Consider the following 26,575-nt stretch of genomic DNA (forward strand, 5'->3'; position numbering starts at 1 on the left):
GACCATAGTTTCAAAACTTGAACCCAAGAAAACCAACCATTCAGTACACCTAAAGTAGTAGGAATCCACGATACTACATCAAAAGCCACTTTTATGCAAGTCAATAATCAACACACAGAAATCAAGAAGGAACTTGTAAACAGCATCACACATGGTTTCGGGATCCTGTTTGGAATCGTAGGAATTCCCATTTTGATTGCCTTTGCTTTAAAAAGCGATAACACCGTGGGCGTTGTAGGAGCCGCGATTTACGGATTCTGCTTTTTACAATTGTTTACCTCGTCCACACTTTACCATGGGTTCCAACATGCAGAAGCAAAACGGGTATTTAAAATATTGGACCACATCAGCATTTACTTCTTAATTGCGGGAACGTACACGCCGTTTTTATTGATTTACATGAACAACACGTTTGGAATTACATTGCTAACTGTGCTTTGGAGTCTGACTGCAATTGGCATTATTGTTAAGATTTTTTTTACGGGGAAATGGGAAATTGTTTCTACGCTCGCTTACGTCGCTATGGGTTGCATTATGGTCGTTGGCGGGCGTACTTTTTTTGAGGCAATTCCTTTTGGTGTCTTAACAATGATTCTTATCGGAGGGGTACTTTACCTAATGGGTGTTGTATTCTACGTTTGGAAAAAGTATCCCTACAACCATGCCATTTGGCATTTCTTCGTTTTAGCAGCGGCCGTTTGCCATTATGTAGCCATTTTAATGGCGGTTTAGCATCCAAATAAGGGGAATTCTAAGATAGATCTAAAGGGTTTCTTCATTGAAAAATGGTAAACTAGTACCTTTTTTTCAAATACCTGACTGAAATTAAATGGCACAAGTGTGCACATCATTGCAATTAAAAGTAATTAATTTTTACAACAACGTCCTGTTATTTTATCTCTTTACTCTTTTCTAAAACGAGCTAAAGTGAAATGTCCCATCAGAAATGACGAAACACCGAATTGCATAAATTTGTATTTAACAAGTGTAACACTGCTTAGCCCAATCCATTTTTCAAATTTACCATCGCTCTTTTAAAACCTTTTTCGCGCAAAATGGCAATTGCTTTCTTACTTCGCATACCGGATTTACAAAAAACCAAAAGACTTTTGTCCACAGCCAATTCCGTCCATCTTTCTTCTAATTCGTCAAGCGGAATGTGAATACTGTCCAATTGAATAGCTTCTCGTTCTAGAAAAGTACGCACGTCAAGCACATTGAAATCAGCCCCATTTGCTTTGTATGCTTCCAAACTTAATTCTACAACTTCTTTAGGTATACCACAGAAACCTTCATAATCAGCTGCTAAACTAGCAATGTATATTTCGTGATTTTTCTCAAAAGTGAGCAAATTTTGTTTCATCGAAAGTGCATCAAAAGTCAACAACCTTCCCGATAAAACGGTACCTATTTCTAAAATCATTTTCAAAACTTCATTCGCTTGCAAACTACCGATGATTCCAGGTAAAACGCCTAAAACGCCCACTTCAGAACAATTGGGCATCGCATCGGGTTTGGGCGGATTTGGATATAAACAACGGTACGTAGGTCCTTGCTTGTAATTAAAAACGGTTACTTGTCCGCTAAATTTGTAAATCGAACCAAATACGACCGGTTTATTCGCTAAAACCGCTGCGTCATTAATTAAATAACGTGTGGAAAAATTATCAGTTCCATCAACAATAATGTCATAGTTTTCGAAAATTGAAATTGCATTTCCGACAGACAAACGTTGAGGATAAATTTCAAAATGTACATGTGGATTTACAGCTTGAAGTCGGCTTGCTGCAACCGTTGCTTTTTTTTGTCCAATGTCATGTTGAGTAAAGAGAATTTGGCGTTGCAAATTACTTTTTTCAACTACGTCATCATCCACAATTCCTATAGTTCCCACTCCAGCTGCCGATAGATATTGCAACGTTGGACACCCTAATCCGCCGGCACCAATTACTAAAACGCTAGCATTCTTGAGTTTCAACTGACCTGAAATTCCTATTTCGTCAAGAAGTAAATGCCGACTGTATTGTTCCTGCTCTTCGTGTGCTAATTCCATAGTTTTTGGCTTCAAAATCCATTGGTAAAATTACGTTCCCAATCTTTCCAAACTACCTCATAACCTTGCGATTGAATCATTTCTTTGATTGCAGCAGTGCTTCTTTCATCGGAAATTTCAAATTGTTCTAACGATTCTTTTTCCACTGCATAACCTCCGGGATTTGTTTTAGATTCGGCACTAATCGACGTAATTCCCAGTGGAACGATGTGGTTTCTGAACACTTCACTTTCGCGCGTGGACATCGATAATTCCACATCTTCGTCTAAAATTCGGTACGCACAAATGAGTTGAACCAAGTCGGCATCCGTCATTTCCACTTTCGGCTGCACTTCTCCTTCATGCGGTCGAAGACGTGGAAATGAAATGGCATATTTAGTTTTCCAATAGGTTTTCTGTAAATATCTTAAATGCAAAGCCGTGTAAAAACTGTCCACACGCCAATCTTCTAAACCAAACAAAGAGCCGATTCCAATTTTATGTATTCCTGCTTTCCCTAGTCGGTCAGGCGTTTCCAAACGATAATCAAAATTAGATTTCTTGCCTTTGGGATGGTGCATTTTGTACGTCGCTTTATGGTAAGTTTCTTGATAAACCAAAACGGCATACAGTCCAGATTGCCTTAAAATTTCATATTCCTCCCGCTCCAGCGGCTGCACTTCCATACTGATATTTGAAAAATAAGGTCGAATCAACTCAATTGCATTTGTTAAATAATCCGTTCCCACCGTGCGATTTGCTTCGCCAGTAACCAATAAAACGTGGTCGTAACCCAAACTTTTAATGTGTCTGACTTCTTTTAAAATCTCCGCATCCGTCAACGTCTTCCTTTTGATTTTATTGGTCATACTAAAACCGCAATACGTACAAATGTTCTGACATTCATTCGACAAATAAAGCGGAATGTACATTTGCATCGTCGTGCCAAAACGCTTTTTAGTAGTTGCATTACTTCGTTGTGCCATTTCCTCGATAAAAGGTTTCGCAGCCGGAGAAATCAGGATTTTAAAATCTTCTAACGTAATTTTTTGTTTGCGTAAAACAGCGCGAACTTGCTCTGTTTTAACCGCATAAATTTCTTGTTCCAAGGCATCCCAATCGTAGGTTTCGAAAACTTCTTTAAAACTAGACATTTAGAAAAGAAGTTAGTGGACTACTCGCTTCCGCCTGCTTCCGAATCGGAGCTAATTTGGCCAAATAAGCCATTCGTCCCGCTTCCACCGCTTTCTTAAAAGCAATTGCCATCGCAACAGGATTTTGAGAAACCGCAATTGCCGTATTGACTAGAACCGCGTCCGCTCCCAATTCCATTGCAAAAGCCGCATGCGAAGGTGCGCCAATTCCGGCATCTACAATTACCGGCACATTACTTTGTTCAATTATAATTTCCAAGAAATCAACCGTTCGCAAACCTTTGTTGCTTCCAATTGGCGCTCCCAAAGGCATCACACATTGTACGCCAACATCCTCCAAACGCTTGCAAAGTATAGGATCAGCATGAATGTAAGGCATAACCACAAAACCCAATTTGACCAATTCTTCTGCCGCTTTTAGTGTTTCAATCGGATCCGGCAATAAATAACGCGGATCGGGATGAATTTCTAATTTTATCCAGTTGGTTCCCAAAGCTTCTCGAGCCAATTGTGCTGCAAAACAGCTTCTTTCGCCGTTCGTACACCAGAAGTATTGGGCAATAAGTGAATGTGATTTGCATTTAAATGCGTCAGAATAGCGTCAGATTCATTCGACAAATCCACGCGTTTTAAAGCGACAGTAACCAACTCACTTTCCGAAGCAAGTAAAGTTTCGCGCATCAATTCCGAACTGCTAAATTTTCCCGTACCCGTAAACAACCTGGATTGAAAGGTTTTATCGGCAATTTTTAATACATCGTTCATCGCTTATTCGGGTGAATTATTGTTCCAAACTTCCTCCATAAAATCAGCACCTTTCAGAAAAGTATGGAGCTTGCTGACGTTATTAAAGTCGGCCGTCAACATCGTCGAAGTCGCGATTCCGTAAATTCCAGTACGCATTAAGTCGGTTACATCGTCTAAAGCAATTCCGCCGATAGCAAAAATTGGTGTCTCTGTTTTCAACTCATCCAAAATCGCTTCATAACCTTCAAGTCCTAAAACAGGACCTAAATTTTGCTTCGTAGTCGTAAATTTAAAAGGGCCAAGACCGATGTAATTCACTCCTTTTTCTATTAATATCTGACATTCTTCTAACGTATTTGCCGTTCCGCCGATCATGTAAAAATTACCCAAATAAGCGCGTGCTTCCCCTGGATCACTGTCGGATTGACCTAAATGTACGCCGTCTGCGTTGACTTCTTTGGCAATTTTATAATTGTCGTTGACAATTAATCTAGTTTGAAAATGTGCGGTGATTGTTCGCGCTTCTTTTGCAGCAGCTAAAAAAGCTTCGTCGGAAATATTTTTCAATCGCAATTGAACTAATTCAACGCCGGCACTACACGCTTTTTGAATGTGTTCTAAATGTTCTTGCGTCGTTGCTCCTTGTGAAATGTACTGTAATTTAGGTACTATCATTGTTGTTGTTATTTTTTAGAACGATGCCTTTTTTGGCAACGCTGGATAAGTATGAATTCCTAATAAACTCGGATGTGAATTTAAAAAGGCTTCTGTGTATTTTTTTGCATGAAAAGCGGCCCCTTCAATCGAATGGCCTAAAGCAATTGCACTTGCCAAACTGGACGATAATACGCAACCGCTGCCGTGTTTTTCGTTTACGGCTTCCGCCAAAGGGGGAATATTGAGTTGGATTATTTTATTGTAATATAAGAAATCCCAACCCTTTTTATCAGTTCGATGACCTCCTTTTAAATAGATATTTGTTTTATTTGAAATGTATTCTAGCGTTTCTTCAACTAATTTATCTGGATATAATGCTTGTATTTCTTGGTAATTCGGTGTTATCAAATAACAATCGGCTAGCACTTTGTCCAAAAAATCTAGTGATTCGTCGTTGTGAAAATCAAAACCCGCACTTGCATTTAAAACCGGATCCAACACTATTTTTAGTTCCGGATTGAGTTGACGCAAATGATTGGTAATAACAGAAAGACTTTGCCAACTCTCAACAATTCCGATTTTGACTACTTCAATTTGAAATCTTTCAAAAAGTGAATTTATTTGTGCAAGAATTACTTCTAAAGAAATCCATTCGCAGTGTTTAAAAGCAATGTCATTTTGAACCGTAACCGCTGTACAAACCGAAAGTCCGTACAATCCGTGTGCTTCAAATGTTTTAATATCTGAAGTCAAACCCGCACCGCCACTGGGGTCATGTCCGGCAATGGTGAGTATATAATTTAATTTATTCAAAATACGTTTTCATTTTTTTAAATGTTTCCACGGGAGATTCTGAATGCCAAATACCGCCTAAAACACCCACTCCTTTATAACCCAATTTTGTAAAATCTGCCAAGTTTTCTGCCGTAACGCCTCCCATTCCAATAATGGTTTTTCTAATTCCATTCACGTCAAAGCCTTTGCCTTCATAACCCACCTTTGAAATGGATGAAAAAACGGGACTCAATAAATGGTAATCAAACTCAAATGAAGCATTTGCTATATCTTCTGGATGATGAAACGACGAGCTGATTGTCTTTCCAAACATGTTTAATTTCATAAAATAGTCACTTGGCACTTCCAAATGCAGTTCTCTTGCTGCTTCCTGAAAATGAATTCCTTTCAGCGGAAAATCATTGATCAATTCATGAAAATAATGCACTACAATTAGGTTGTGGAATTGCACGTCAATTTGGTTTAAAAAAGCCACGTGTTCATCATAATTCTTATTTGGTTTTCTCAAATGATAATACTGTAAACCCGCTTCAAATAATTGATGCAGTAGTTCAATTTCATTGGGAATATCATTTTCGGGCGCGATTACTATTATCATTTTAATTTATTTTGAAAAACATTCAGATTTGAGTTACAAATATACTTCGGAACCTTTGTCGTTAAACTCTTTGGATTTACTTTGCATGCCTTTTTGAATAACTTCGTTGTCCACAATATCATTTGCTGCAGCAAAATCCCTTACTTCTTGTGAAATTTTCATCGAGCAGAATTTTGGTCCACACATCGAACAAAAATGCGCGATTTTAGCACCATCAGCTGGTAAAGTTTCATCGTGGTATTCCAAAGCACGCTCTGGATCCAAACCTAAATTAAACTGATCTTCCCAACGAAATTCAAAACGCGCCATACTTAACGCATTGTCCCGATGTTGCGATCCCGGATGCCCTTTTGCTAAATCTGCAGCATGTGCGGCTAATTTATAAGTTACTACTCCTACGCGAACATCTTCTTTATTGGGCAAACCCAAATGTTCTTTTGGTGTCACATAACACAACATTGCGCAACCGTACCAACCAATCATTGCCGCACCGATTCCAGACGTAATGTGGTCGTAACCAGGTGCAATATCTGTAGTCAATGGACCTAAAGTATAAAAAGGAGCTTCATCGCAGACTTCAATTTGGCGCTCCATATTTTCTTTAATCATGTGCATCGGAACGTGTCCGGGACCTTCGATAAAACATTGGACTTCATGTTTACGGGCAATTTGCGTCAGTTCTCCTAAGGTTTCTAATTCCGCAAACTGCGCTTCGTCATTGGCATCAGCCACAGAACCGGGACGTAAACCATCGCCTAACGAAAAGGCAACGTCGTACTGTTTTAAAATTTCGCAAATGTCCTCAAAATGTGTGTATAAAAAACTTTCTTTGTGGTGTGCCAAACACCATTTGGCCATGATAGATCCGCCGCGCGAAACAATTCCCGTCACTCTATTTGCAGTCATCGGAATGTATCGCAGTAAAACGCCGGCATGAATGGTGAAATAATCAACGCCTTGTTCTGCTTGTTCGATTAATGTATCGCGGAAAATTTCCCACGTCAAATCTTCGGCTACTCCGTTCACTTTTTCCAAAGCTTGATAAATGGGAACCGTTCCAACCGGTACAGGCGAATTACGAATAATCCACTCGCGGGTTTCGTGAATATTTTGTCCCGTGGATAAATCCATAATGTTGTCGGCTCCCCAACGGCATGCCCAAACTGCTTTTTCAACTTCTTCTTCAATCGAAGAAGTTACCGCTGAATTTCCAATATTAGCGTTGATTTTTACTAAAAAATTCCGACCTAATATCATCGGTTCTACTTCGGGATGATTGATGTTTGAAGGAATAACTGCACGTCCTCGAGCCACTTCAGAACGGACAAACTCGGGTGTGATTTTCGCAGGAATAGACGCTCCAAAATGCGCTCCGGGATGTTGCTTTCTAATTTCGGTCATCTCATCAATTCGCTGGTTTTCACGAATAGCAATGTATTCCATTTCAGGCGTGATTATTCCTTTTTTAGCATAATGCAATTGGGTTACATTCTGCCCTTTCTTGGCACGTAACGGTTTTTTCAATAAAGAAAAACGCATGTGATCGAGGCTTTTATCGTTCAATCTTTCATTGCAATAGTTTGATGAAAATTCATTTAAACGCTCAACATCATCGCGATCCATGATCCAAGATTCTTTAATACGTTCAATTCCTGCATGCACATTGATCGTTTTATTTGGATCTGTGTACGGACCGGAAGTATCGTAAACAGTAACCGATTCGTTTGGCGTTTTCTTTTTTGTCATCGAATCTGTAGTGTCACTTAAGTGAATTTCGCGCATCGCAACTTTAATTTGCGGATGCAAAACACCGGGAACGTAAATTTTTGTGGAGTTGGGAAAAGGCTTTCGTGTAATTTGTCCTTCTTTAGGCGCTGTGTCTTTGGTTTTCATTATAAGTTGTTATTTAGTAGTTTATGTATAGAAGTAGCATGAATTATTTAGCCACCTTGGGTAGCTTCAATAATTAGAAGTGTGTCGTTTTGAGCTAAAGTTGTGGAGGACCAGCGGGATTTTAAAACAATCGTTTCGTTAACGGCAATAGCAATTCCGTCCCCTGAAATTTGGAGTATTTGTAGTACTTGTAGGAGATTGCACTCTTTCTGGGTTTCTAAAATTTGGTCGTTGACGCGGATCGTTATCATTTTACAGTGTTTTAAAGGTAAACTGTAAATGGGGAATTTTTAATGAGAAATTACGATGAAATGAACTTACATTTTAAGAAATGTACGTTTATGAAAAGACGCGTAAACACCTGCCTGGATGTTTTCAACTTTTCCCTTCGCTGGTATTAGCCATGTCAGGTTCAAAGGGTCTTTCTCAGATCTAAAGAATTTTAGAACACCCCTAAAGTTTACGCCGCAAATGTAAACAAAAAAGTATACAAGTACACGTTTAACTTATTTTTAAAAAAACTAGTACGGCAGAAGTGCGATTTGAGCTGTATTTAAAAGCGGAAAGAATACGGCATTTTCTACGTAATTTCAGTCCTTGGTAGTTTAGTAGATCCGTTAGTAACCCACATACAAATTTGTTTTCTTCGAGAAGCACTTCAGATTAAAATGCATAAAAAAACAGCTGTTCAAGTGAAAAGCTGTTTTGTGGTACACACGAATTTAAAACACCACTTTCATCAATCCAAATGAGTACCGCTCTGCTGAAAAATACAAAAATTGGAACACTAAATGAAGAACAAGCCCATTTAATTGATAGCATCACGGACGAAAGCAACCGACTCCTGAAAATAACGGGCGAATTGCTCAACATGACACAGTTAGAAAGTGGAAACATGGAATTGACAATGACGTCAAACGAACCCACCAAAATTATAAAAGCAGCGATGGAAGCTACGCAAATACAGGCGGAACAAAAAAACATTACCATACGAACTGACTTTAGTGAAAATTTGCCAGACGTTCAAGCTGATTTTGAAAAAACAGTTTGGGTTTTTACCAATATCTTATCAAATGAAATTCGGTATTCCTATGAAAATGCCACCATTTTAATTGCATTGAAAACAGCAGAAAACAAGGTTGCATTTTCCATTCGCGATTATGGCCAAGGCATTTTAGAACAGTACCAAACGAAGATTTTTAACCGCTATTTCCTCGTACCTAGTACAAAAAAAGAGGGAACTGGCCTTGGACTTGCCATCAGTAAAGAATTTATCGAAACCCAAGAAGGTACAATCACAGTTGAAAGTGAATTTGGATCAGGTAGTACGTTCACTGTTTCTCTTAAAAGGGTGTAGCAAAACAGCGCACCCGTTTCTGTAGCGTAAAGGAGTGGATTCGTAACAAAAATAACCTCCATAAAAGAAAGTTCTCCCATACCGTTTTGCCTTCCAAGGTCTATAGAACTAGCCATCGTTCCCTACCCTAGAAGCTTTAAATTCCAATTCCCCTACCTATATCAATCTTTCCGTCTTTTAATTTGCATATCCAGTAAAACACTGGAGACAAGATTGGGAATTTGAAAACACCTCTTTTTACCAATTTTACAAAGACAAAACATGGAAATACCAAACGCTTTCTAAAAATGACGTAAAAGGACAATGGACACAACGTGTTTTTCAAGTAGATGACAGTCCGCGTTACGAGGGAAGTGCAAGCTGGGTTCACGTTGACGGCCGTCATTATTGGGAAGACAATACGGACGCGCCACTGCCAAGAAGAGAAGAAAGTATCCGAAAAGATTACAACGTTTTAAACCGTACAAACGTGCATGAAATCACTAAAGACGGATGGATTCACGACCAGGACAACGTTAAAATATTGCGGAAAGAAAACGGAAAAGACGTGATGATTGCGAAAGAAAAAGGAACCGATTACTACAGAAAAGTAGCCGATTCAAAATGTCTTGCAGGTCAAAAATACTGGAAAGAAAATGCGGCAATGTGGAAAAACGTTCGCGATAAATGGCAAACCGTTTTTAATCGTAAAATGGATTTGAATTTAGAAAACAGAGTGAACAAAAAACCACTATACTCCTATTTATTCGACTTGAAAGCTGATACGCCGAAAGCAGAAACGGATAAAATTATTGATAGTTTCGTGAAAAGCTAACTAATAACAATTAAATACAAAAGCCTCAAATTCAGCAGAATTGGAGGCTTTTTAGTTTTTAAACAAGATGTAAATTTCGACTTATAATTTTCAAAGTATGCAGTAAATGGCTTTTTAAATTTAAATAATAAATGGCTTGAACCACTAAAGTATTTTAACCATTAGAGAAGGATACAAATAGAAGTTGTAGCTAATATAAGACTTCTATTTCCGACGAAAAGAAACACAGCATAATTCTTAAGTGAATAATTTCAAACGAAAGTACTTCTTACGACTTAAAAATTCCGAATCACGCTACCTTCATTAGTTAAAATAACATACTCATATTCAGGATATTTTTTAATCAAATTAAGTCCTTTTTTCAGACCTAAAACCAATATCGAAGTACTGAATCCATTGCACATTTCGGCATTTTCGCCAATAATTGTGACACTAGTTATTCCCATGGAGGGAAAACCAGTTTTCGGATTGATAATGTGCGAATAGCGTTTGCCATCTATTTCAGCATACTTTTCATAAGTGCCAGAAGTGGTAACAGCTTTATCAGTCGAAAATGCTAAAACAGCAATTGTTTCTCCGGTTTCAAAAGGATTGTTTACGCCAATTTTCCACGGCTGACCATCGAGTTGAGTACCCCAAGTCGAAATATCTCCAGCAGCATTTATAATTCCTCCTTTTATACCTAAAGATTGCATCAACTGTCGCCCTTTATCTGCGGCATATCCTTTACCAATGGAACCAAAACCGATTTTCATTCCCTTTTTTGAAAGATAAATGGTAGAATTAATGGAGTCTAAAACAATGTTCTTGTAGTTTACGTTCTCAACCGATTTTTTGATACTTTTTTTGGAAGGTAATTTTTCCATACTGTCGTCAAATATCCAAATTCGGTCCATAGCCACAATGCTAATGTCAAAAGCACCGTTTGTTATTTTTGAAAACAAGATGCCTTTTTTGGTAATTTCAAACACTTCTCGATCCACTTTTACCGGTTTTATTCCCGCATTGTGATTGACTTGCGAAATTTGTGTTTCCGGCCGCCATTCCGAAATTAAATTTTCTATTCGTTCAATTTCGTCAATGGTTTTTTGAATGTTTTCTCGAGCCGAAGAACTGTCTTTGTCCACAATTGTGATTTGAAAAACGCTTCCCATCAAATTGGCTGTTTTTGTTTCTTGAACTTGAGCTAATGTGCAGAAAGTAAAGAAAAGTAGACTTATAGTGAAACTGAATTGAGAAATTTTCATTTTATAAATTTAATAACAATCGGCTAAAATTTGACCATTTGACTTAAATGTTTGAAAATCGCATCCGTCTTTTTCGCAAATGCAAGTTAACACCGATTCAACATCTTTTTGCATTTTTAAAGCACCGCAAATCATAATAACGCCATTAGTTTTCAATAAGGTCAGGAAAAATTCTTGGTCGCGAAGAATCAAATCCATCACATATTGAGGCGAATCTTGTCGAGATAAAGCGAGATGAAAAGACTTCAATTTCGCGTCTTGTAGATGTTTGTCAGCAATTTCAACATAGCGTTTCGTAAGCTCATTTTCTTTGCGAAAACCACAGTACAAATGCGTTTCTATCTTCTTTTTATTTTCGTCAAGCATACCTAAAAAAGGCGCAATTCCGGTTCCATTTGAAATCAAAGCCACTTTGGACGCTTTCTTCGGAAAATGAAAATGCGAATTTTTAATTAATCGTGCTTTAATTTCAATGCCATTTTCCAAATCATATAAAAATGGAGAACCCAAACCATTTCGATGCAAACGAACAATTAATTGTACTGAATTATTGACTTTTCCAACCGAATAAAAACGCTCAATAGAATTGCCTTTCGGATAAATAGCCAATAAATCACCTGATTTGAATTTGGTAAACAAATTTGGTTTCAAATTAATTCGGAAAGTCGTGACGTCGTCTGAAGTAATTTCCGCTCTATCAATTACTTTCAACTGCTGTAGTTTTGGTAATTTCTGACTGTACAAAGACGGAGCTGTTGCAATGGCAAGCGTATTTATATTTGCCCAATCAGCCACCCATTTCGTGAATTCCTCTGCCGATTTATCATTTACGGTATAAAGTCCAAGTGCTTTTTGAGTCCAACTTTGTTGTGCCAATAATTCATCTACTTTTTTGGCATATTCACAAAAATCAGGATACGATTTTGAACCAAATCCAACAACTGAATAAGCGATTTTTTGGTTTTGAGAAAATTGATTTACTAGTTTTTCAAATTTAGAAGCGTTTGTCGGTGCTTCGCCTATACCGTAAGTGGACGTAAAAACAACCAACTGTTTTGCCCTTGGAAACGCAGCAAAATGATTCATATCCGTCAAATACGATTTCTTTCCATTAGCTTGCAATTGAATGTGAATCTGATTTGCAAATCCAAAAGTCGTCCCGTTTTCCGAACCAACTAAAAGAATGAATTCGCAATCTTTGGCTTTATACTTATTTTTTACTTTCGTCTTCGTACGCTTTAAAGTAATGGCAAATCCGGAATAAATAAACAGCAAAATGTTGAGTGACGCAAACGCTAAAATAAGTGACCAAACCCAATGTATTTGGCCAGTATGCAAATCAAAACTAAACTTTTCGACAAGGTGGGTAAAAGGATATTTTCTTTCAGCTACAATTTGACCGGTAATTTGATTCAGCGTGAGTTCGCGGTCTTTCAATTTCAATACGAAAAATTCATCCGGATCGTCTTCCATAAAAGGAAATTCGATTTTAGAAACTTCCGCAAGTTTTATTTCTTTAAAGACAGCAAAATCACTTATAGTACGTTTTGCTAGAGTTTTATTTTCGGCGAACGATGTTTTGCTAACTTTTTCTTTAGGAATAATTTCAAAGCGAATTAAAAATAAATAAGTTCCAGTTAAAGCAATAATCAAAACGGGAATCAGCATAATTCTCCCAGTCACAACGTGTAAATACTGCGACAAAGAATCAGAGCTGACTTTAGAAAAGAATTTTAAAATTCCATTTTGTCTTTTAATCAACAATATGGCTCCAGAAATTGCAATTAGAAAAAAGAGAAAGGAGGCAAAACCAACGATGAAACGACCAGTTTCATGGAGAAATAAAGACCGATGTAAAGTAATATTCCACTTTACAAATTCGCTTTTTTCGATTGTTTTTCCAAGAATTTCAGCTGAATTGGGATTGATATACCCTTTGATTTCATTACCCTCTGCATCAAATGCTTCAAGTGAAACAAACTGATTGTGGTCAACTGAAATGTTAGTAATTTCAGGATATTTAGCTTTTAATGCCGGTAAAAATTGGTGCAGCGTTATTTCATCGAAATTAGCAACACCGTACGGGTTAGTTTTTTCGTTTGCCGTATCAATCGCCAGTACCACTCCAGTTAAAGAAGCAATTACTAAAACGAATGATGCTAAAATAGCCAGCACCAAATGTGCATACCTCCAAATTGATGCTGTCATATTTTATTTACTGAACTTTGTTAAGTTTTACGTATCTAATGTAACCTTTACCTTCTGTTTTTGTTGAAATTCCTTCTGTTGTTAAAGGAATTTCAACATCTTTTACGTTGTACATATCATCTTCAACAGCGGTTTCAAAACGCAATTTGTAGCCTTTATTCATTTTAGATTCATCAAGTGAAAAAGTCGTAATACTTCTATTTCCAGCTGCAATGGAAGCGCCCGTCATTGCACTCAAATTTTCCTTCTTTTTACCCAATTTTTTATTCCATTCCTTGAAGCCGTTATACCATTGTTTATCAGGACCCATAACGTACAAAGTCTTTTCGTAGTTGCCTTGAGCATCGATCAATGAAACAATTACATACGCTTCTAATCCGTCGTAATTCGTCATTTGAAGCATGCATTTATATTTAGCTTCTTGTGCTGAAACATTCAGATTTACTAAAAGTACTAGTAAACCAACCATCCATAATTTTAGATTATTTTTCATATTGTACTATTTAAATAAAAGTATTTTTTGAACGGAAATCATTCAAAAAATCCTCCAATTGTATTATTTTAAAAATTCTACAGAAACATTAGTTGCTCTAAGCGATTCGTTTTCTAACGCCAAATCATAAGCCGTCTCGTCAAATTCAGTTTTGATGTCTTTTTTAGCCCCATTAGATATTAAATATTTCAAAACCGTATCTTCTTTTGCAACTAACGCAGCTTTATGCAAAGCGGTCATTCCTTCCTTGTTTTTTGCATTAATGTCGCCACCTAATTCTGCTAATTTTGTAAAAAGGTTTAAATCATTTTTTGCTACAGCTAAATGATACAAGGTATTTCCATCCTTTTGTGGTATTGTAAAGTTTAAACCTGCTTTTTGCAATAAGTCAAATTTAGCTTGAAATTCGTCTTTTGCTTCTTTTTTAGCTGATGCCGGTCTATAAGATTGAATCCAATAATAAGCTAAATTATTTCCGATTTTGTCAATTACATTTGCTTTTGCGCCATTTGCCAATAAAAATGCAACCATATCCGAAGAACCATTTTCAACTGCAAAATTCAATGCCGAAAGGCCTTTTGAATTTGTCGCATTCACGTCTTTTACTCTTGAAATAATGCTTTTTACCAAATCAATACTTCCACGAGTGGCGTTCATCAAAACCGAATTTCCTTCTTTATCTTGGTGGTTTACATCTACATTTTTAGATAAGAAATAAGCGATGATTTCATCTTGCTTTTGTTTCCGAACCAAATTGTGCAATACATTTTCGCCATTATCTCCCTCAGCATTTGGGCTAACCTTTAAATCTTCAACCAAATATTTATAAGCGTCCAAACCAGCAGATGAAGACCTTGTTCCTTGTGAAGCAATAATCATCGCTCTTCCGTCAAATTTAATTCCCTTTTTATTTAGCTTTTGCAAAAGCGCAACATCACCAGTTCTTGCCGCATAATTAAACGCGGTATTTCCTAAATCATCTTTATCATTTAAAGAAAGTCCTTTGGTAGCAAGATAATCTGCTAATTTCAAATCGGAGTCGTTTGAAATAGCAAGAAGCAGTAAGTTGGCACCGTTTTTATATTTTTGTTTTGGATTGGTTCCTGCTTTAAAAAACAATTCATACAAATCAGGATTAGCTTGTCCATTTGAAGCTGCAAATACAAGAGCCGTCGCGCCTTTGTCATCAGTTAAATTAATGTCCGCACCTTTTTCTAAAAGATATTTTACCAATGCTACATTACCACGGTAAGCAGCCCAATGCAAGTAAATCCGACCATCATGCGTCAATTTTTTTACACTATTTCCTTCTTGCTCTACTAAAAATTTAATCGTATTTAACGAAGCGTCGTTGTTGATAGCAAGTGTCACAACATCAAAGTTGTTTTTGTTTGCTTCAGAAACACTGTTCCCTTTTTTGATTTCTGCTTGAACGGTGCTTAATTCTGGATTTTTTTTCCAAAAATCAGCATTCAATAATGAATTTTGAGCATTTGAAAAACCGGCCGTTAAAAGCAGTGCGATAAACAATATTTTTTTCATGTTCTGCGTTTTTGCGAGAACTACTAATTCTCCTATTACTACTTAAAAATTCCGTGTAGCAAAAAACTACACGGAATTTGTATTATTATAAATTACGAACAAACTTTAGAACGCACCTGAAAAGTGATTTCCAGGTTTGTTGATTAATTTAGCTCCTTCAGTAATTGTACCATTTTGACTGTTAATAATGTAAATACGACCGTCTTTTCCTACTGGTGCTAAAGTCACATAAATGTCAAATCCATCGACTACAAATCCTTGGTATTGGAATAAATACAAATCAGCATCATAAGGCAGATCTAATTTTTGTGCTGTTTTAGTATTCAAATCTACAAGTGCCAAGAAACTTTGCGACTGATTTGTTAAGCCAGAAACTGCAGAACCGCTGTGTGTATATGCTACAATTGCTTTTCCGTTTCCTGCATACCTCCAAGTTTCAATATACGAACCCGTTACACCTAATGCGGCATCTAAACTAAAAACGTACGAATTATCATATTGGTTATTTTGACCAATTCTCAAGATGTGAGAACCTTGAGCATCTCTTTGTGTAGCTTGGTAAATACTGCCGTCGTCACCTAAAAAAGCATTAAAACTTCTGTAACCACTTGTGTCTCCGAAGCCTACTGTAGAAGTAATTACCACTGGATTATCTAGTGTTGGAAAATCAACTACAACTGATTTTGAACCTAAACGTGTAAAGTCTGATTGGTTTGCACCTGTAGCTGGGTCCGTTTTACGCATCCATGTACCGATGATTAATTTATTTCCTGCTTTATTTAAAACGGGAGCGTCTAATCTAAAAATGTGGTGTCCTTGAATTTCTTCGGCATCATTCAAAGCAATTTCATACGATTTTACTTGAGAAATAAGTGAGTTTTGTAAATCAAGAGACAATACATTTGCAGTTCCTCTTGTTCTTAAATAAGAGTCACCTTCGCCTGTAATTACCGTTGGTTTAGTAACATTCACAGCAATTCCTGTTTTGTCACCGTCAAATAATTTTGCCCATCTTGGAGCAGGTCCGGCATATTGAGAGATGTTTACTAAAGCTCCCGTTGGCGTAAAGTTTTGTCCACCACCCACAATATATTTTGAATATTCACCACCATTTGCACCTGCATAAGCGATGCTGAAAAGTCGGCTACCGTCTTGAGATGCTTGTAAACGTGCAGTTCTGTTCGATGGAACTACAAATCCATTTTCAAAAACATCATAAGATTTACTTGGGTCTTTAGCATTTTCCTTACTAATGGAATACACAATTGTTCCGCCATTTCCATCTCCAGGCGTTCCATTTTTGGTTCCCATAACAGCGCCTGCTACAGTAATCCATCGTCCTTCCGTTATTGGTGGTTCAGATGTTCCACTACCTTTATCATCGTCACTACAAGCAGTTGTGAAAATTAATGTACTGAAAAGTGCAGTTAAGGTTACGAATTTGAATACGGTTTTCTTCATTATATATAAGTATTAAAAATTATTGATTACGTAGTTTAATTTTAAGTAGAATGCTCTACCCGGTTTCTGAACAGCCATGTTGTCAAACACTTGTTCGTTAAAAATGTTTTTGGCATCGAAACTCACAATATATTTTTTGCTTGGAAAAACATAGCTTACGCCCAAATCATGCAAATATTGCTGTGGAATGTCAAAAAATTCAGTACCGGAAGTATTGCCATATAATTTCCTGATGTAGCTGAACGTATCAACAAACATAAAATGATAGTATAAATTCAATTGCGAATTTTGACCGATAACATTCTTAACGCCATATTGAACGCTTGCATTTGCAGTCAAAAAAGGTTCGTTCGGGATTTGATATTCGATTCCGTACACATCTTTAGTAGTCAAATTAAATTTTGAAGCATTCAATACAAAGCTCAAATTTTTCTTAAATGAATAATTCAGTTCGACGTCAAAACCAGTTGATTTCGTGTTTCCTTGATTGACAAAAGGCAAGGTTTGTACGTTTGAATTTAAACTAGTTTGCACAGGCGTTCCAATTCGGTCGGTTACATTTCTAATAAAACCATTTACTCCAACTGAAAAATCGTGATTTTCTACTGTGAAATTTCCAAATTTTGCTCCAAGATTATAGTTTTTACTAATTTCAGGTCTTATGTTTGGATTTTCAGAAATATTATCTCCTGCGTCTCCAAAAACTTCATTTTCACTTGGCAACCGCACACTTTTTTCAGCGGAAGCTAAAAGGGTAACTTTCGGCAAAAGCGCATAAGAAACTGCCATTCCGTAACCGTCTGTATTCACATTGCTCTTTACAATATCTTCAACTCTTGTTGGCACACCGTCAATGGATTGAACAATTGGATTCATTCGCTCGATGTGTTGTTGGTAATACTTCCCAAAAAGCGTTGTTCTCAATCTATTGTCTAAAGCAGTAAATTCATAGCTTAAAGAAGTAATGTTTTTAGTTAAATCTCGTGTTCCAAAAAACTTGCGTTCCAAAACTGATTTCAATTCATCGTCATCACTTCGATCCACAACCGAAAATAAGTGGTTCAATAATATTTTATGATTGTCATTAATTGCATAAGACAAACCTGTTCTGATTGTTGCTACTTTTCTTTTAATAGTTGCAAGCGTTGGCGCACCTTGTTGAGCACCTTGCGGTCGGAGAATTGGCGTTCCATTTAAGTCTAAACTTTTTTCGCCAAACCAGTTGTAATTCCATTTTTCAGTATCATTTATTACGCGATTTCTTTCGCCATAAACACCATGAAAATTAAAATCTAAACCTTTCGTGAAAATTCCTTTTTTAGTATAAGACAAATGAAGCAAATTCGCATCCGATTCTAAAAATCGACCTTTGTAAGGCGTAGTCATAAAAGTTCCGTGCTGCACTTGCTTGTACGAATCAGAAGTTGTAAAACCGATAAAGAACGAATCAGCCCATTTTACATCCGTAAAGCCAACTTCCACAACACTTCCCAACGAACGGAATTTGTCGTTAAAGCGTTTTGCTCGAACATAATCGTATTGGCCGTTTGGCAAAATATTATAAACGTTTTTACCCCAAACCTCATAATCGTTATCCGAATAATTCAAAAAGCCAGACGCTTTAAAAGTCAAACCTGATTTTTCCATACGATACAATCCGCTGAAATTAGTTTGAGCCGTATTGAAAGAGCCGTAGGAAGCCGAAACATTAAAATTATTTCTAAACGAATTTTTTAATACAATATTGATGGCGCCTCCTAATGAATCATCAGACAAATATCCAGGAACAACACCTTTGTACACTTCGATTCGCTCAATGATTGCAGGCGGAATACTATTTAAATCAAAGGAAGAACCGTAAGTGGAGATTGGAATTCCATCTATAAAAATACGAACTGCATTTCCAGACAAACCATTAATCGCATATTTTACTTCTGAACCTAATCCACCATTTTGACGAATTCGAACACCGGTCGTTCGGTCTAAAAGTTCATTGGTTTGCAAATTTCGAAGTCCTGCTACTTTTGTTTCGATGACATTTACCGCAAAACCCTTATTTTCTATTTTTTTCTTTTCAGATAAAGCAGTTACAACAACTTCTTTTAATTCTTCAGAACTTCTTTTCTGTAACTTTAAGTCTAATTTTAAAAAGGGAACATTCAAGTTGACACTTTGCAAACTGTTTTCCGCTTCCATTGAATTGGTTTCTAAAACATAAATACCAAAACTAACGTCGTTGATTTTAAATGCGCCATTTTCATTGGTTACCGCCGATTTTTGCGTTCCTTGAAGAAAGACCAGAACAGCAACAGCTGGTTCATTATTTTCGAATAATAACGTTCCCGAAATGATCCCATTCTGTGCGAATGCGGAAAGACTTAGTAAAAAACTGAAGAATATAAAACCCGATCTAAACATAATAAGTGCAATTGTTGTTTGCAAATTTATGTTTATTTAGACTACTTCCAAATAGAAAAGAGGATAGAGCTGCGAATTGCGAAGTCTGTTGCTCCTAATTACGCTTAATACAAAAACCACAGATTTTCACAATATAAAAGTCGAAATACATTTTTATTCAGTTAATTTTAAACGACATTTTGATTAAGATATCAATACTCATTCTAAATAATGAAAGTTTATCCGTTGAAAAGAACTAGAATCCGATTAATTAGTGGTAAAAAAAGAAAACTGAAAAAAAAAAATGTCGGTTTTAAATAATATTCGTTGTACAGTTAATATACGAGTCTTCGCTTTAATTAATAGACAAACTCCACTTATAAATACCTATTCATTTACTCGTTTCTACTAAAATTTCATTATTTTTTTATCATAGAATACACTAGAGAAACGGATAAACGAGCGCTAGTGGCTAAATATTCCCATCACGAAGTTCAATTATCTTTTTAGAAACGACTTTGAAACGTTCTTTAGTAATGCATTTTAAATTGAATTAATGAGCGGGTTTTATATGTGTATGGATCATGTAGAACGTGATTGGTTTTAAGACTTTTCCGTTTTCAGGGTGAAAGCCCGGTCCATTAAAAAACTCCAGATTATTGTTAGTTTTACTGTACCACACAACTGGTTTGTTGTGCCTGAAAAAAATGGTGGTGTCACAAACTTGTATTTTTCTCAAATTGAGCAGCTCGTTATTTAAAGGCATTGTGGTATACAAGTCTAAAATACCAGTTGATTTGGTTTCACAATCAACGGCAATATAGTGGTCTTTTTGCCACTGCATACATTTCTTTTTCGGTGAAAGTAAGTATCCAAAACCACACAAAATACTGAACAGAAGTATAAAAGGCACAATCTGTTTTTTATAAAAAGCACGCCTAATTTTTAGGTGAGCGGGGACTTTTTGTAAAAAGGGGTCTACTCCACCACTTCTATTATCGGTTTCAACACCCATCTTGGCAAATGGAACGGTATCCGTTACCTCTAAATTATTAGAAATCACAGGATCAGTCTTGAACGCTACTTCCTTTGAAAATTTAAAAAAAGGTCTAGGTTGGAAATCGACCAATATTGCCGCAATGTTCATTGCTTCTATATCTGTCAAATCCGTTTCTCCTTTAAAAAAAGTTTCAATGGGTCTGAATTTGTCTGTTTGTTCTTTTAATTTATTGCAGCAATTTGGGCCATAATCAAATTTAAAAAAAGCGGAGAAACTTTTTAAATCAGCAACGCTTGTATTTTGCAAAAAGATCTCGGCACACCACTTCCTTAATTTAGCACGAGAAGGATGCGCTAAAAAAGGAGCAGCAACTCCCGTTTTTTCGGAGCTGTACTTCCTTTTAATAGCCGCTTTATAATCTTCTAACGTATTTTTTACCATAAACTTAAAAGGAATTAGGAGGAATTCTTAGGAATTCTCGGAATCCGCGGGAATCATCGGAATTCCGTGTCTTTTCTACTGCGCAAAGCCCTTTACTTTGCCAAAGAATTAGTTTTTGTTCTATTTCGCGACAGGAACAAATATAAGAAACTACTTCTATAAGATGCTGCTGTGCAAACCCGAATTTTGATTCCGGGAAGTATAGTACTTCGGTGCTGCATGGGCTCACTTTACTTCCCTAAAGGTATATAAACCCAATTCATTTTAACAAACTGGTGGCTCTCAAAATACGATTAAAGTAATCGTAGGGCCCTGCCTGTGTTCAATTTCTAAAAATCAAAATTATGAAAAAATTACTTTTAGCAGCTGTTTTAACAGCAGCAGGATGCACATTGGTATCTTGTGAACCAGATGCTCTTACCGACCCTACCCCTCAATTCGAGCAGGTTCACGCAGACGCTCTTGATGATAACGGGCCTGTTGTAGGAGATCCGAAACCTGGCGAAGGTCCTGGCGATGATGTGATTATCATCATACCACCAAAAAAACCATAATGAATTACAAGTAATTCTAATTATAATGTTAATTTCGGGGAAAGAATCTTACCAATGACTCGTTCCCTGATTTTCGCTTTATTTTTGTTAGTAACCGTTGTATCTTGTCAAAAAGAGGTAAAATCTGTTGTTGTTTTAGAGACTAAAAATAACGAATTGGCAACTCAATTCTCTGCTTTAGGCGATTCGCATTACGCTGCAAAAAAGTTTGACTCTGCCTACTACTATTACAACAAATCGAAAGAGCTTTTTGAATTGGCGAACGACAGTTCTTATGTGGCGTACACGCTAATTCAGTTGGCACGCATTCAACAAACCTTTAGCGATTACGGCAGTAGTGAAGAAACGCTAACCGAAGTGCTACCTTATATTGAACACAATTTACCCTATCAAAACGCGACAAATAATCTTTTTGGAATTGCAGCCAAAGAACTCAAAAACTACACGGAAGCGTTGGCCTACTACAACAGCGCTTTAGTGGCAACTACAGATCCCATATTACGTGTGAGCCCTCTCAATAATATTGCCGTTGTCTATATTGAACAAGAACGATACAGCGAGGCAATCGCACTTTTGTCTCCTCTTGTACACGCTACGCTTCTTGACCAGTTACCCGACAAGAAAGCATTAGTTATGGATAATTTAGGATTTGCTTACGCGAAATATGCACAGGGGACCAAAGGTTTAGAATTGATGAATCAGGCATTGGCCTTGCGAAAGAAGTTAGCTGATTCCTACGGCAGCATTGAAAGTTATTTGCACTTGGCTGATTTTTATAAGGACACCCATCCACAAGAATCAAATAAAAATGCCCTATTGGCATACAAGGTCGCCCGCCTAAACAATAGTCTTGACGAACGGTTAGAGGCTTTAGCTCTTCTAATGACTTCCAATGAAAAAGGAGCAACAAATACGTATGCCTCACAGTTTTTACATCTGAACGACAGTGTGAAAAAAGTAAACAATAATGCCAAATATCAGTTTGCAAAAATAAAGTACGACGCCAGAAAAACCGCCTTAGAAAATAGTATAATTAAAGGCGAACAAGCCGCCACTCTTTTGCAACTTGAACGTCAAAAAAACCAAAAGAATATCTCTTTTTTTAGTTTTATACTGTTGCTCATCGGTACTTTATATGCACTAAATTATTACAAACGCAAGAACAAACGAGAACGTTTGGCCTCAAGTTATGCTACCGAAACACGCATTTCAAAAGCCCTACATGATGAACTTGCAAATGATGTTTTTTATGTCTTGAATTTTGCAGAAACCCAAGATTTGCAGCAACCTCCAAAAAAAGAAATTCTTTTAGCACAGCTTGATAAAATTTATGGCAGGACCCGAAATTTTTCTAAAGAAAACAGTCCAATCGATACGGGCGTTGCTTTTGAGGCGGATGTCAAGCAGATGCTCAGCAGCTATAAATGCAGCGCGACTGAAATTATAATCAAAAACGGCCAACCAATCGACTGGTTCAAAGTGGCTCCTGAGAAAAAGATCGCCTTGTACCGCGTTCTTCAAGAATTGATGATCAATATGAAAAAATACAGTCAAGCAGGTTTCGTGGTCGTTGGTTTTGATCGGGACCAACATGGGATCCAAATTGACTACTCTGATAATGGAGTTGGATTTTCCGAAAAGCTAATTTTTAAAAATGGACTTCAAAATGCGGAAAACCGTATTCAAGCTGTAAATGGAATACTTACATTTGAATCCGAACCTAATAAAGGTTTTAGAGCAAAAATACTTCTTCCTAAATAAGCGATAGATATGTTTACAAAAGTTTTGATTGCAGATGATATTGATTTTAATGATGTTGGCGCTGTATTGACGCTTCAGGAGCTAGGTGTGCCTTCGATCGAATATGCTAAATATTGTGATGATGCACTCTTGAAAATCAAAAAGGCACATCACGACGACAACCCGTTCCAACTCCTTATTTCTGATTTATCCTTTAAAAGCGACCATCGGGTCAACCAACTTAATTCAGGAGAAGAACTGATTGCAACCGTAAAAGACTTATTCCCCAGCATCCAAGTAATTGTATTTTCAATTGAAGACCGGGCACATCGCATCAAACTCTTGTTCGACGACCTTGGTATTGACGGTTTCGTAGTAAAGGGCAGAAATACGGTTAGCGATCTTAAAAAAGTCATTCAAAATGCATACACAAACGCGCCCGAAAACATCTCGCCTGAGCTGTTGCACGTGCTACAGGACCGAACGACCAGTGAAATTGGCACGTATGATGTCCAATTGATTAAGCATCTTTCGCTGGGCATTTCTCAAGAAAATATTGAATCGGTATTCAAGAAAGAAGGCATTCATCCGCACAGTAAAAGCTCCATTGAAAAGCACCTCAACAAACTCAAAATTTATTTTAAAGCAAATAATACGGTGCATTTAGTGGCGATTGCCAAGGATTTAGGAATTGTGTAATTTATTAAATTTTCAATACACACATTCTTAAGGTTCTCATTCTCGGTATTCCAAGGCTTTTTCCCTTATAGTAAAAGGAATACGATTCGAATTGAAAGCAAAAGTGATTGGATGTTTATTGAGTAGAAGCGTTGGTAAATATCCGAAAGTTTCGGGCCGTGATAATCGGCAAAACGCATTAAGATAACGCTATAAATGTGATCGGCATAAAATTGGTAATCCAGAAAGAACGGGAAAGGCTGTTCCGCTGGGCCGATTAGTTCCTCAATTCGGCTAAAGACGCTGATGTTCGTCTTACAGACGCAACGAAGCTTTGTCATTTATTAAATGGTCTTCGTTGCCTGTTTTATTTAATACTAAATTCTATTACATAATCCGGCTAAGCCACTAACATTTTTAAAGTTGTGGATTGAGCCAACATTTACAAAATCTTACATATTATTTCGTTTGTTCAGGAATGTACCAAGTGAGATTTTCAGCTTTTAAAAATACAACTCCGTAAATGAAGCCTAAAGTTCAAAATAATAGTGCAACTGCAATAGCAAAGAAAATGGATTGTAATACGATTTTTAGAACTTTTTCGGAGTCAAGAAGTAATGAAGCTAAAGCATATAAAAGCCTACGCACAAACTTGCCATAAAATCAATGATTCCCGCTTTTGTTCTTGCATCAGAAATCCACGAGCTAAATCCAAAATTGAAGACGCCCAATAACTAGGAACATAAACTAATTTAATTTCCGAGGGATCTTGTGGGCCGTTATTTATAGGGTATTGATACTGAGATTATATAGCCGAGATTAAAAAAAAGAAAGAGGTAGATTAAGTATTCCAGTATCACGCATTTTTTTTATTTACGTTTTTTATGGTTTAGAATATTCTATTTTATTTGTGTACAAGGTACTTGCACTCCTCTTTCCTATTTTAGTTCTAGAAACAATGTACGACCGTTTCTCTTTTTGCAACATTGATGATAAATGACGCAACGAAATGAATTTGATTTACTTTTATTGGCTTGTAAGCGTTCTCTAAAATCAGTACTGACTATTTTACGTGGCATTAATATCTATTAAATCAATTACTTCAATTTTGAAAGTCCAACAAAACAGTGGGAAAAGCACTCCGTAACCTCCTTGTCCTAGATAAAATCGAGGAACACCTATTCCTCCTGAAAAGAAGGCTAAAATTGCGGCTGTTGATTTACTTTTCATATTTATTTAAATTAGTACCGTACTCTTATGGATTTTCTGTAGCTCCCCTTTTATTTCGCGGTTTCAGGTAACCGTTATCTTTTCTCGTTTTACACGTACACCTTTGTTTTATGGTACGTGAAATTCAATGCGTCAAATTTAGTTTGATAAAAAGTATGTTTTTTACGGTTTTCCGTATCCAATGAAAATAATTTTTAAAATGTAATGCGAAGCCCGATTTATGTAAGGTTTCGGATCGGCCTTCACGTAAAGTGTATACACCTTTATTTCAGAACACTAGAAGTCAGAAGTTCACTTCAAAAGAAACTGCTCGATACAAATGCGTTTTAGAATTGAGTTGGATAACCCTTAAAAAAACTAATTTTTATCCGATTAGAAGGCAAATAGAATTGGTAGTAAGAATATAATAAACGAGATTCAAGGTTTGTAGTGCAAAAACGATTAGATGTACCACGTTCCATTGTCCCAACTCTTTGGTCATCGTTTTAAAATTGCCAAATGCATTTTACATTAAAATTTCGTTGTGCTGAAAAATCCAATGATTGACTTTCACTTTTTGAAAGATGGACCTTCATTTAGTTACACTAATTGTTTCTTTTGCAATCCTAAATTTTATAAAATAGTATGCACACTTAATCTAATAATAGGTCTCAATCTCTACTATAACACAATTATTGCCCTATTCCTTTCCAAAAAGCAGCAGTAGTAATTTAAGCAATGGCAACAATGCGAAAAGCATTATGCAAACCGCCATTCAACGCAGTGAAATTTCCTTCCATTTCCTGATGGAAAGAAATACCTACAACCAGAAACAGGGGATGAACACTCAGAACAGAATGAAGATGATGTACAGCAACACTGTCAATTGAATTCAATAGTAAGGCAGCTGTTTCTGTTGATGAAATTTCAAAAGTGCCTGCATCAAAATCCACCGCGGCAACAGCAGAAATAATTTTAAAATGCGTACCGCCAGTTGGTGCAAAAACAACTTTAGACGCAAGAAAAGAAGCAACAGAAAAAGACACTATACCAGAGGTACGGTCAATAGTAGTCAATACCGGTGCACCAAAGACACACGCAAACGAACTCCGATCATTAAACTCAAAGTCTTCTACAAAACCCAAGTCGCCATCAATGCAATTTCTAAAACCAGGTGCACTCTTAAAGTCCGCGTTTTTTGCTTTAAACATGCGTTGTGTCATACGGTTGCCAACCTTACCATCCGATGCATTTAAAACCACACTTTTAAAAGCACGAACCAAAAGGGCACCATAACGAACACAACGTCCGAACTCCGAAGCATGCTCTCGTGTACGTTGAAAAACAGGGTCTGTTGCAACACGCTCCACATCAATACGGCTGCTTTCACGAGCCAAATACCCATGACGGGTTTTGTAATATGTAATGCCACCGATCGCACCTCGTAATTTTAATAAACCCACTTGCTTTGCCATATTTTTAAAAATTTAAAATCACGATGCCAACAATTTTGAATGATTCAGCACAATTCAAAACCCGTACTTGAAACAAACATTAC

At 36.9% G+C, this 26,575-nt stretch carries 21 protein-coding genes, 2 pseudogenes and 1 riboswitch; of the genes and pseudogenes, 6 read left to right on the forward strand and 17 right to left on the reverse strand.

Annotation, left to right across the window (positions count from 1 at the left end; genetic code table 11):
- Nucleotides 1-93: 93 nt before the first annotated feature.
- The gene (gene trhA / locus YWA_RS0104545; RefSeq protein WP_022827315.1) at nt 94-732 is read left to right on the forward strand and encodes a PAQR family membrane homeostasis protein TrhA; all 639 of its coding nucleotides are present in this window, start codon (nt 94-96) and stop codon (nt 730-732) included.
- Nucleotides 733-997: 265 nt separating this feature from the next.
- On the opposite strand, the gene moeB is transcribed toward trhA, so the two are convergent.
- The 8 genes and pseudogenes from moeB to thiS form a co-directional block, all read right to left on the reverse strand.
- On the reverse strand, nt 998-2,053 hold the full coding sequence (gene moeB, locus YWA_RS0104550) for a molybdopterin-synthase adenylyltransferase MoeB (RefSeq protein WP_022827316.1): 1,056 nt from the start codon (nt 2,051-2,053) through the stop codon (nt 998-1,000).
- An 11-nt stretch (nt 2,054-2,064) separates the two neighbouring features.
- Nucleotides 2,065-3,186 (reverse strand): 2-iminoacetate synthase ThiH, encoded by a 1,122-nt coding sequence (gene thiH, locus YWA_RS0104555; protein ID WP_022827317.1) that lies wholly within the window; start codon nt 3,184-3,186, stop codon nt 2,065-2,067.
- Nucleotides 3,179-3,951: pseudogene (locus YWA_RS14640) on the reverse strand (thiazole synthase). Before YWA_RS14640 ends, thiH begins: the two are co-directional and overlap by 8 nt.
- Nucleotides 3,952-3,954: 3 nt before the next feature.
- Complete coding sequence (gene thiE, locus YWA_RS0104565) at nt 3,955-4,608, reverse strand: thiamine phosphate synthase (RefSeq protein WP_022827318.1); 654 nt, start codon at nt 4,606-4,608, stop codon at nt 3,955-3,957.
- 15 nt (nt 4,609-4,623) lie between these two features.
- Nucleotides 4,624-5,403, reverse strand: a complete 780-nt coding sequence (locus tag YWA_RS0104570) for a hydroxymethylpyrimidine/phosphomethylpyrimidine kinase (RefSeq protein ID WP_022827319.1) — start codon at nt 5,401-5,403, stop codon at nt 4,624-4,626.
- Complete coding sequence (locus tag YWA_RS0104575; protein WP_022827320.1) at nt 5,396-5,983, reverse strand: thiamine phosphate synthase; 588 nt, start codon at nt 5,981-5,983, stop codon at nt 5,396-5,398. The genes YWA_RS0104570 and YWA_RS0104575 overlap by 8 nt, the downstream gene beginning before the upstream one ends.
- Nucleotides 5,984-6,016: 33 nt before the next feature.
- Entirely contained in the window at nt 6,017-7,876 is a 1,860-nt protein-coding gene (gene thiC / locus YWA_RS0104580; protein WP_022827321.1) for a phosphomethylpyrimidine synthase ThiC, read from the reverse strand.
- A gap of 47 nt (nt 7,877-7,923) precedes the next feature.
- Complete coding sequence (gene thiS / locus YWA_RS0104585; RefSeq protein WP_022827322.1) at nt 7,924-8,127, reverse strand: sulfur carrier protein ThiS; 204 nt, start codon at nt 8,125-8,127, stop codon at nt 7,924-7,926.
- 115 nt (nt 8,128-8,242) lie between these two features.
- Nucleotides 8,243-8,341: riboswitch (TPP riboswitch) on the reverse strand.
- Nucleotides 8,342-8,576: 235 nt separating this feature from the next.
- Here thiS and YWA_RS0104590 point away from each other — a divergent pair.
- Both YWA_RS0104590 and YWA_RS15870 read left to right on the forward strand, forming a co-directional pair.
- Entirely contained in the window at nt 8,577-9,233 is a 657-nt protein-coding gene (locus YWA_RS0104590) for a sensor histidine kinase (protein ID WP_262493608.1), read from the forward strand.
- Nucleotides 9,234-9,438: 205 nt separating this feature from the next.
- Nucleotides 9,439-10,047, forward strand: a pseudogene (locus tag YWA_RS15870) (DUF6607 family protein); the annotation flags it as partial.
- A gap of 275 nt (nt 10,048-10,322) precedes the next feature.
- Here the strand turns inward: YWA_RS15870 and YWA_RS0104600 are convergent.
- The 7 genes from YWA_RS0104600 to YWA_RS15310 form a co-directional block, all read right to left on the reverse strand.
- Nucleotides 10,323-11,294, reverse strand: a complete 972-nt coding sequence (locus YWA_RS0104600) for an FAD:protein FMN transferase (RefSeq protein WP_022827324.1) — start codon at nt 11,292-11,294, stop codon at nt 10,323-10,325.
- A 9-nt stretch (nt 11,295-11,303) separates the two neighbouring features.
- Nucleotides 11,304-13,502: a PepSY domain-containing protein gene (locus tag YWA_RS0104605; protein ID WP_022827325.1), complete on the reverse strand. Its 2,199-nt coding sequence runs from the start codon at nt 13,500-13,502 to the stop codon at nt 11,304-11,306.
- Nucleotides 13,503-13,509: 7 nt separating this feature from the next.
- Nucleotides 13,510-13,995 (reverse strand): DUF2271 domain-containing protein, encoded by a 486-nt coding sequence (locus YWA_RS0104610; RefSeq protein ID WP_026718585.1) that lies wholly within the window; start codon nt 13,993-13,995, stop codon nt 13,510-13,512.
- Nucleotides 13,996-14,058: 63 nt separating this feature from the next.
- Nucleotides 14,059-15,537, reverse strand: a complete 1,479-nt coding sequence (locus tag YWA_RS0104615; protein WP_022827327.1) for an ankyrin repeat domain-containing protein — start codon at nt 15,535-15,537, stop codon at nt 14,059-14,061.
- A 105-nt stretch (nt 15,538-15,642) separates the two neighbouring features.
- Nucleotides 15,643-16,998: a hypothetical protein gene (locus YWA_RS0104620; RefSeq protein WP_022827328.1), complete on the reverse strand. Its 1,356-nt coding sequence runs from the start codon at nt 16,996-16,998 to the stop codon at nt 15,643-15,645.
- Between the two features lie 12 nt (nt 16,999-17,010).
- Nucleotides 17,011-19,440 (reverse strand): TonB-dependent receptor, encoded by a 2,430-nt coding sequence (locus YWA_RS0104625; RefSeq protein WP_245557696.1) that lies wholly within the window; start codon nt 19,438-19,440, stop codon nt 17,011-17,013.
- A 508-nt stretch (nt 19,441-19,948) separates the two neighbouring features.
- A complete protein-coding gene (locus YWA_RS15310) occupies nt 19,949-20,836 on the reverse strand; it encodes a hypothetical protein (RefSeq protein WP_022827330.1) in 888 nt (295 codons plus the stop codon).
- 344 nt (nt 20,837-21,180) lie between these two features.
- Here YWA_RS15310 and YWA_RS0104640 point away from each other — a divergent pair, with 344 nt between their 5' ends.
- Genes YWA_RS0104640 through YWA_RS0104650 form a run of 3 tightly spaced genes read left to right on the forward strand, consistent with a single transcriptional unit; the run spans nt 21,181 to nt 23,829 of the window.
- A complete protein-coding gene (locus tag YWA_RS0104640) occupies nt 21,181-21,390 on the forward strand; it encodes a hypothetical protein (protein WP_022827331.1) in 210 nt (69 codons plus the stop codon).
- A gap of 54 nt (nt 21,391-21,444) precedes the next feature.
- Nucleotides 21,445-23,151: a tetratricopeptide repeat-containing sensor histidine kinase gene (locus YWA_RS0104645; protein WP_022827332.1), complete on the forward strand. Its 1,707-nt coding sequence runs from the start codon at nt 21,445-21,447 to the stop codon at nt 23,149-23,151.
- Between the two features lie 9 nt (nt 23,152-23,160).
- Nucleotides 23,161-23,829 carry a DNA-binding transcriptional response regulator gene (locus tag YWA_RS0104650; RefSeq protein WP_022827333.1) on the forward strand — a complete coding sequence of 223 codons (669 nt, stop codon included), beginning with the start codon at nt 23,161-23,163 and terminating at the stop codon, nt 23,827-23,829.
- Between the two features lie 1,047 nt (nt 23,830-24,876).
- Here the strand turns inward: YWA_RS0104650 and YWA_RS15515 are convergent.
- Together YWA_RS15515 and YWA_RS0104665 are read right to left on the reverse strand one after the other, a co-directional pair.
- Nucleotides 24,877-25,038 carry a TM2 domain-containing protein gene (locus tag YWA_RS15515; RefSeq protein WP_022827335.1) on the reverse strand — a complete coding sequence of 54 codons (162 nt, stop codon included), beginning with the start codon at nt 25,036-25,038 and terminating at the stop codon, nt 24,877-24,879.
- 710 nt (nt 25,039-25,748) lie between these two features.
- Nucleotides 25,749-26,492, reverse strand: coding sequence for a hypothetical protein (locus YWA_RS0104665; protein ID WP_022827336.1), 744 nt, complete (start codon nt 26,490-26,492; stop codon nt 25,749-25,751).
- Between the last annotated feature and the right edge of the window lie 83 nt (nt 26,493-26,575).

This window comes from Flavobacterium antarcticum DSM 19726, assembly GCF_000419685.1.
Lineage (GTDB): Bacteria > Bacteroidota > Bacteroidia > Flavobacteriales > Flavobacteriaceae > Flavobacterium > Flavobacterium antarcticum.

Bases quoted from the DNA above. Each gene is read 5' to 3' on its own strand.
- trhA (WP_022827315.1), top strand. From the start codon at position 94: ATGCAAGTCAATAATCAACACACAGAAATCAAGAAGGAACTTGTAAAC.
- moeB (WP_022827316.1), bottom strand. From the start codon at position 2,053: ATGGAATTAGCACACGAAGAGCAGGAACAATACAGTCGGCATTTACTT.
- thiH (WP_022827317.1), bottom strand. From the start codon at position 3,186: ATGTCTAGTTTTAAAGAAGTTTTCGAAACCTACGATTGGGATGCCTTG.
- thiE (WP_022827318.1), bottom strand. From the start codon at position 4,608: ATGATAGTACCTAAATTACAGTACATTTCACAAGGAGCAACGACGCAA.
- YWA_RS0104575 (WP_022827320.1), bottom strand. From the start codon at position 5,983: ATGATAATAGTAATCGCGCCCGAAAATGATATTCCCAATGAAATTGAA.
- thiC (WP_022827321.1), bottom strand. From the start codon at position 7,876: ATGAAAACCAAAGACACAGCGCCTAAAGAAGGACAAATTACACGAAAG.
- thiS (WP_022827322.1), bottom strand. From the start codon at position 8,127: ATGATAACGATCCGCGTCAACGACCAAATTTTAGAAACCCAGAAAGAG.
- YWA_RS0104600 (WP_022827324.1), bottom strand. From the start codon at position 11,294: ATGAAAATTTCTCAATTCAGTTTCACTATAAGTCTACTTTTCTTTACT.
- YWA_RS0104605 (WP_022827325.1), bottom strand. From the start codon at position 13,502: ATGACAGCATCAATTTGGAGGTATGCACATTTGGTGCTGGCTATTTTA.
- YWA_RS0104610 (WP_026718585.1), bottom strand. From the start codon at position 13,995: ATGAAAAATAATCTAAAATTATGGATGGTTGGTTTACTAGTACTTTTA.
- YWA_RS0104615 (WP_022827327.1), bottom strand. From the start codon at position 15,537: ATGAAAAAAATATTGTTTATCGCACTGCTTTTAACGGCCGGTTTTTCA.
- YWA_RS0104620 (WP_022827328.1), bottom strand. From the start codon at position 16,998: ATGAAGAAAACCGTATTCAAATTCGTAACCTTAACTGCACTTTTCAGT.
- YWA_RS15310 (WP_022827330.1), bottom strand. From the start codon at position 20,836: ATGGTAAAAAATACGTTAGAAGATTATAAAGCGGCTATTAAAAGGAAG.
- YWA_RS0104640 (WP_022827331.1), top strand. From the start codon at position 21,181: ATGAAAAAATTACTTTTAGCAGCTGTTTTAACAGCAGCAGGATGCACA.
- YWA_RS0104645 (WP_022827332.1), top strand. From the start codon at position 21,445: ATGACTCGTTCCCTGATTTTCGCTTTATTTTTGTTAGTAACCGTTGTA.
- YWA_RS0104650 (WP_022827333.1), top strand. From the start codon at position 23,161: ATGTTTACAAAAGTTTTGATTGCAGATGATATTGATTTTAATGATGTT.
- YWA_RS15515 (WP_022827335.1), bottom strand. From the start codon at position 25,038: ATGAAAAGTAAATCAACAGCCGCAATTTTAGCCTTCTTTTCAGGAGGA.
- YWA_RS0104665 (WP_022827336.1), bottom strand. From the start codon at position 26,492: ATGGCAAAGCAAGTGGGTTTATTAAAATTACGAGGTGCGATCGGTGGC.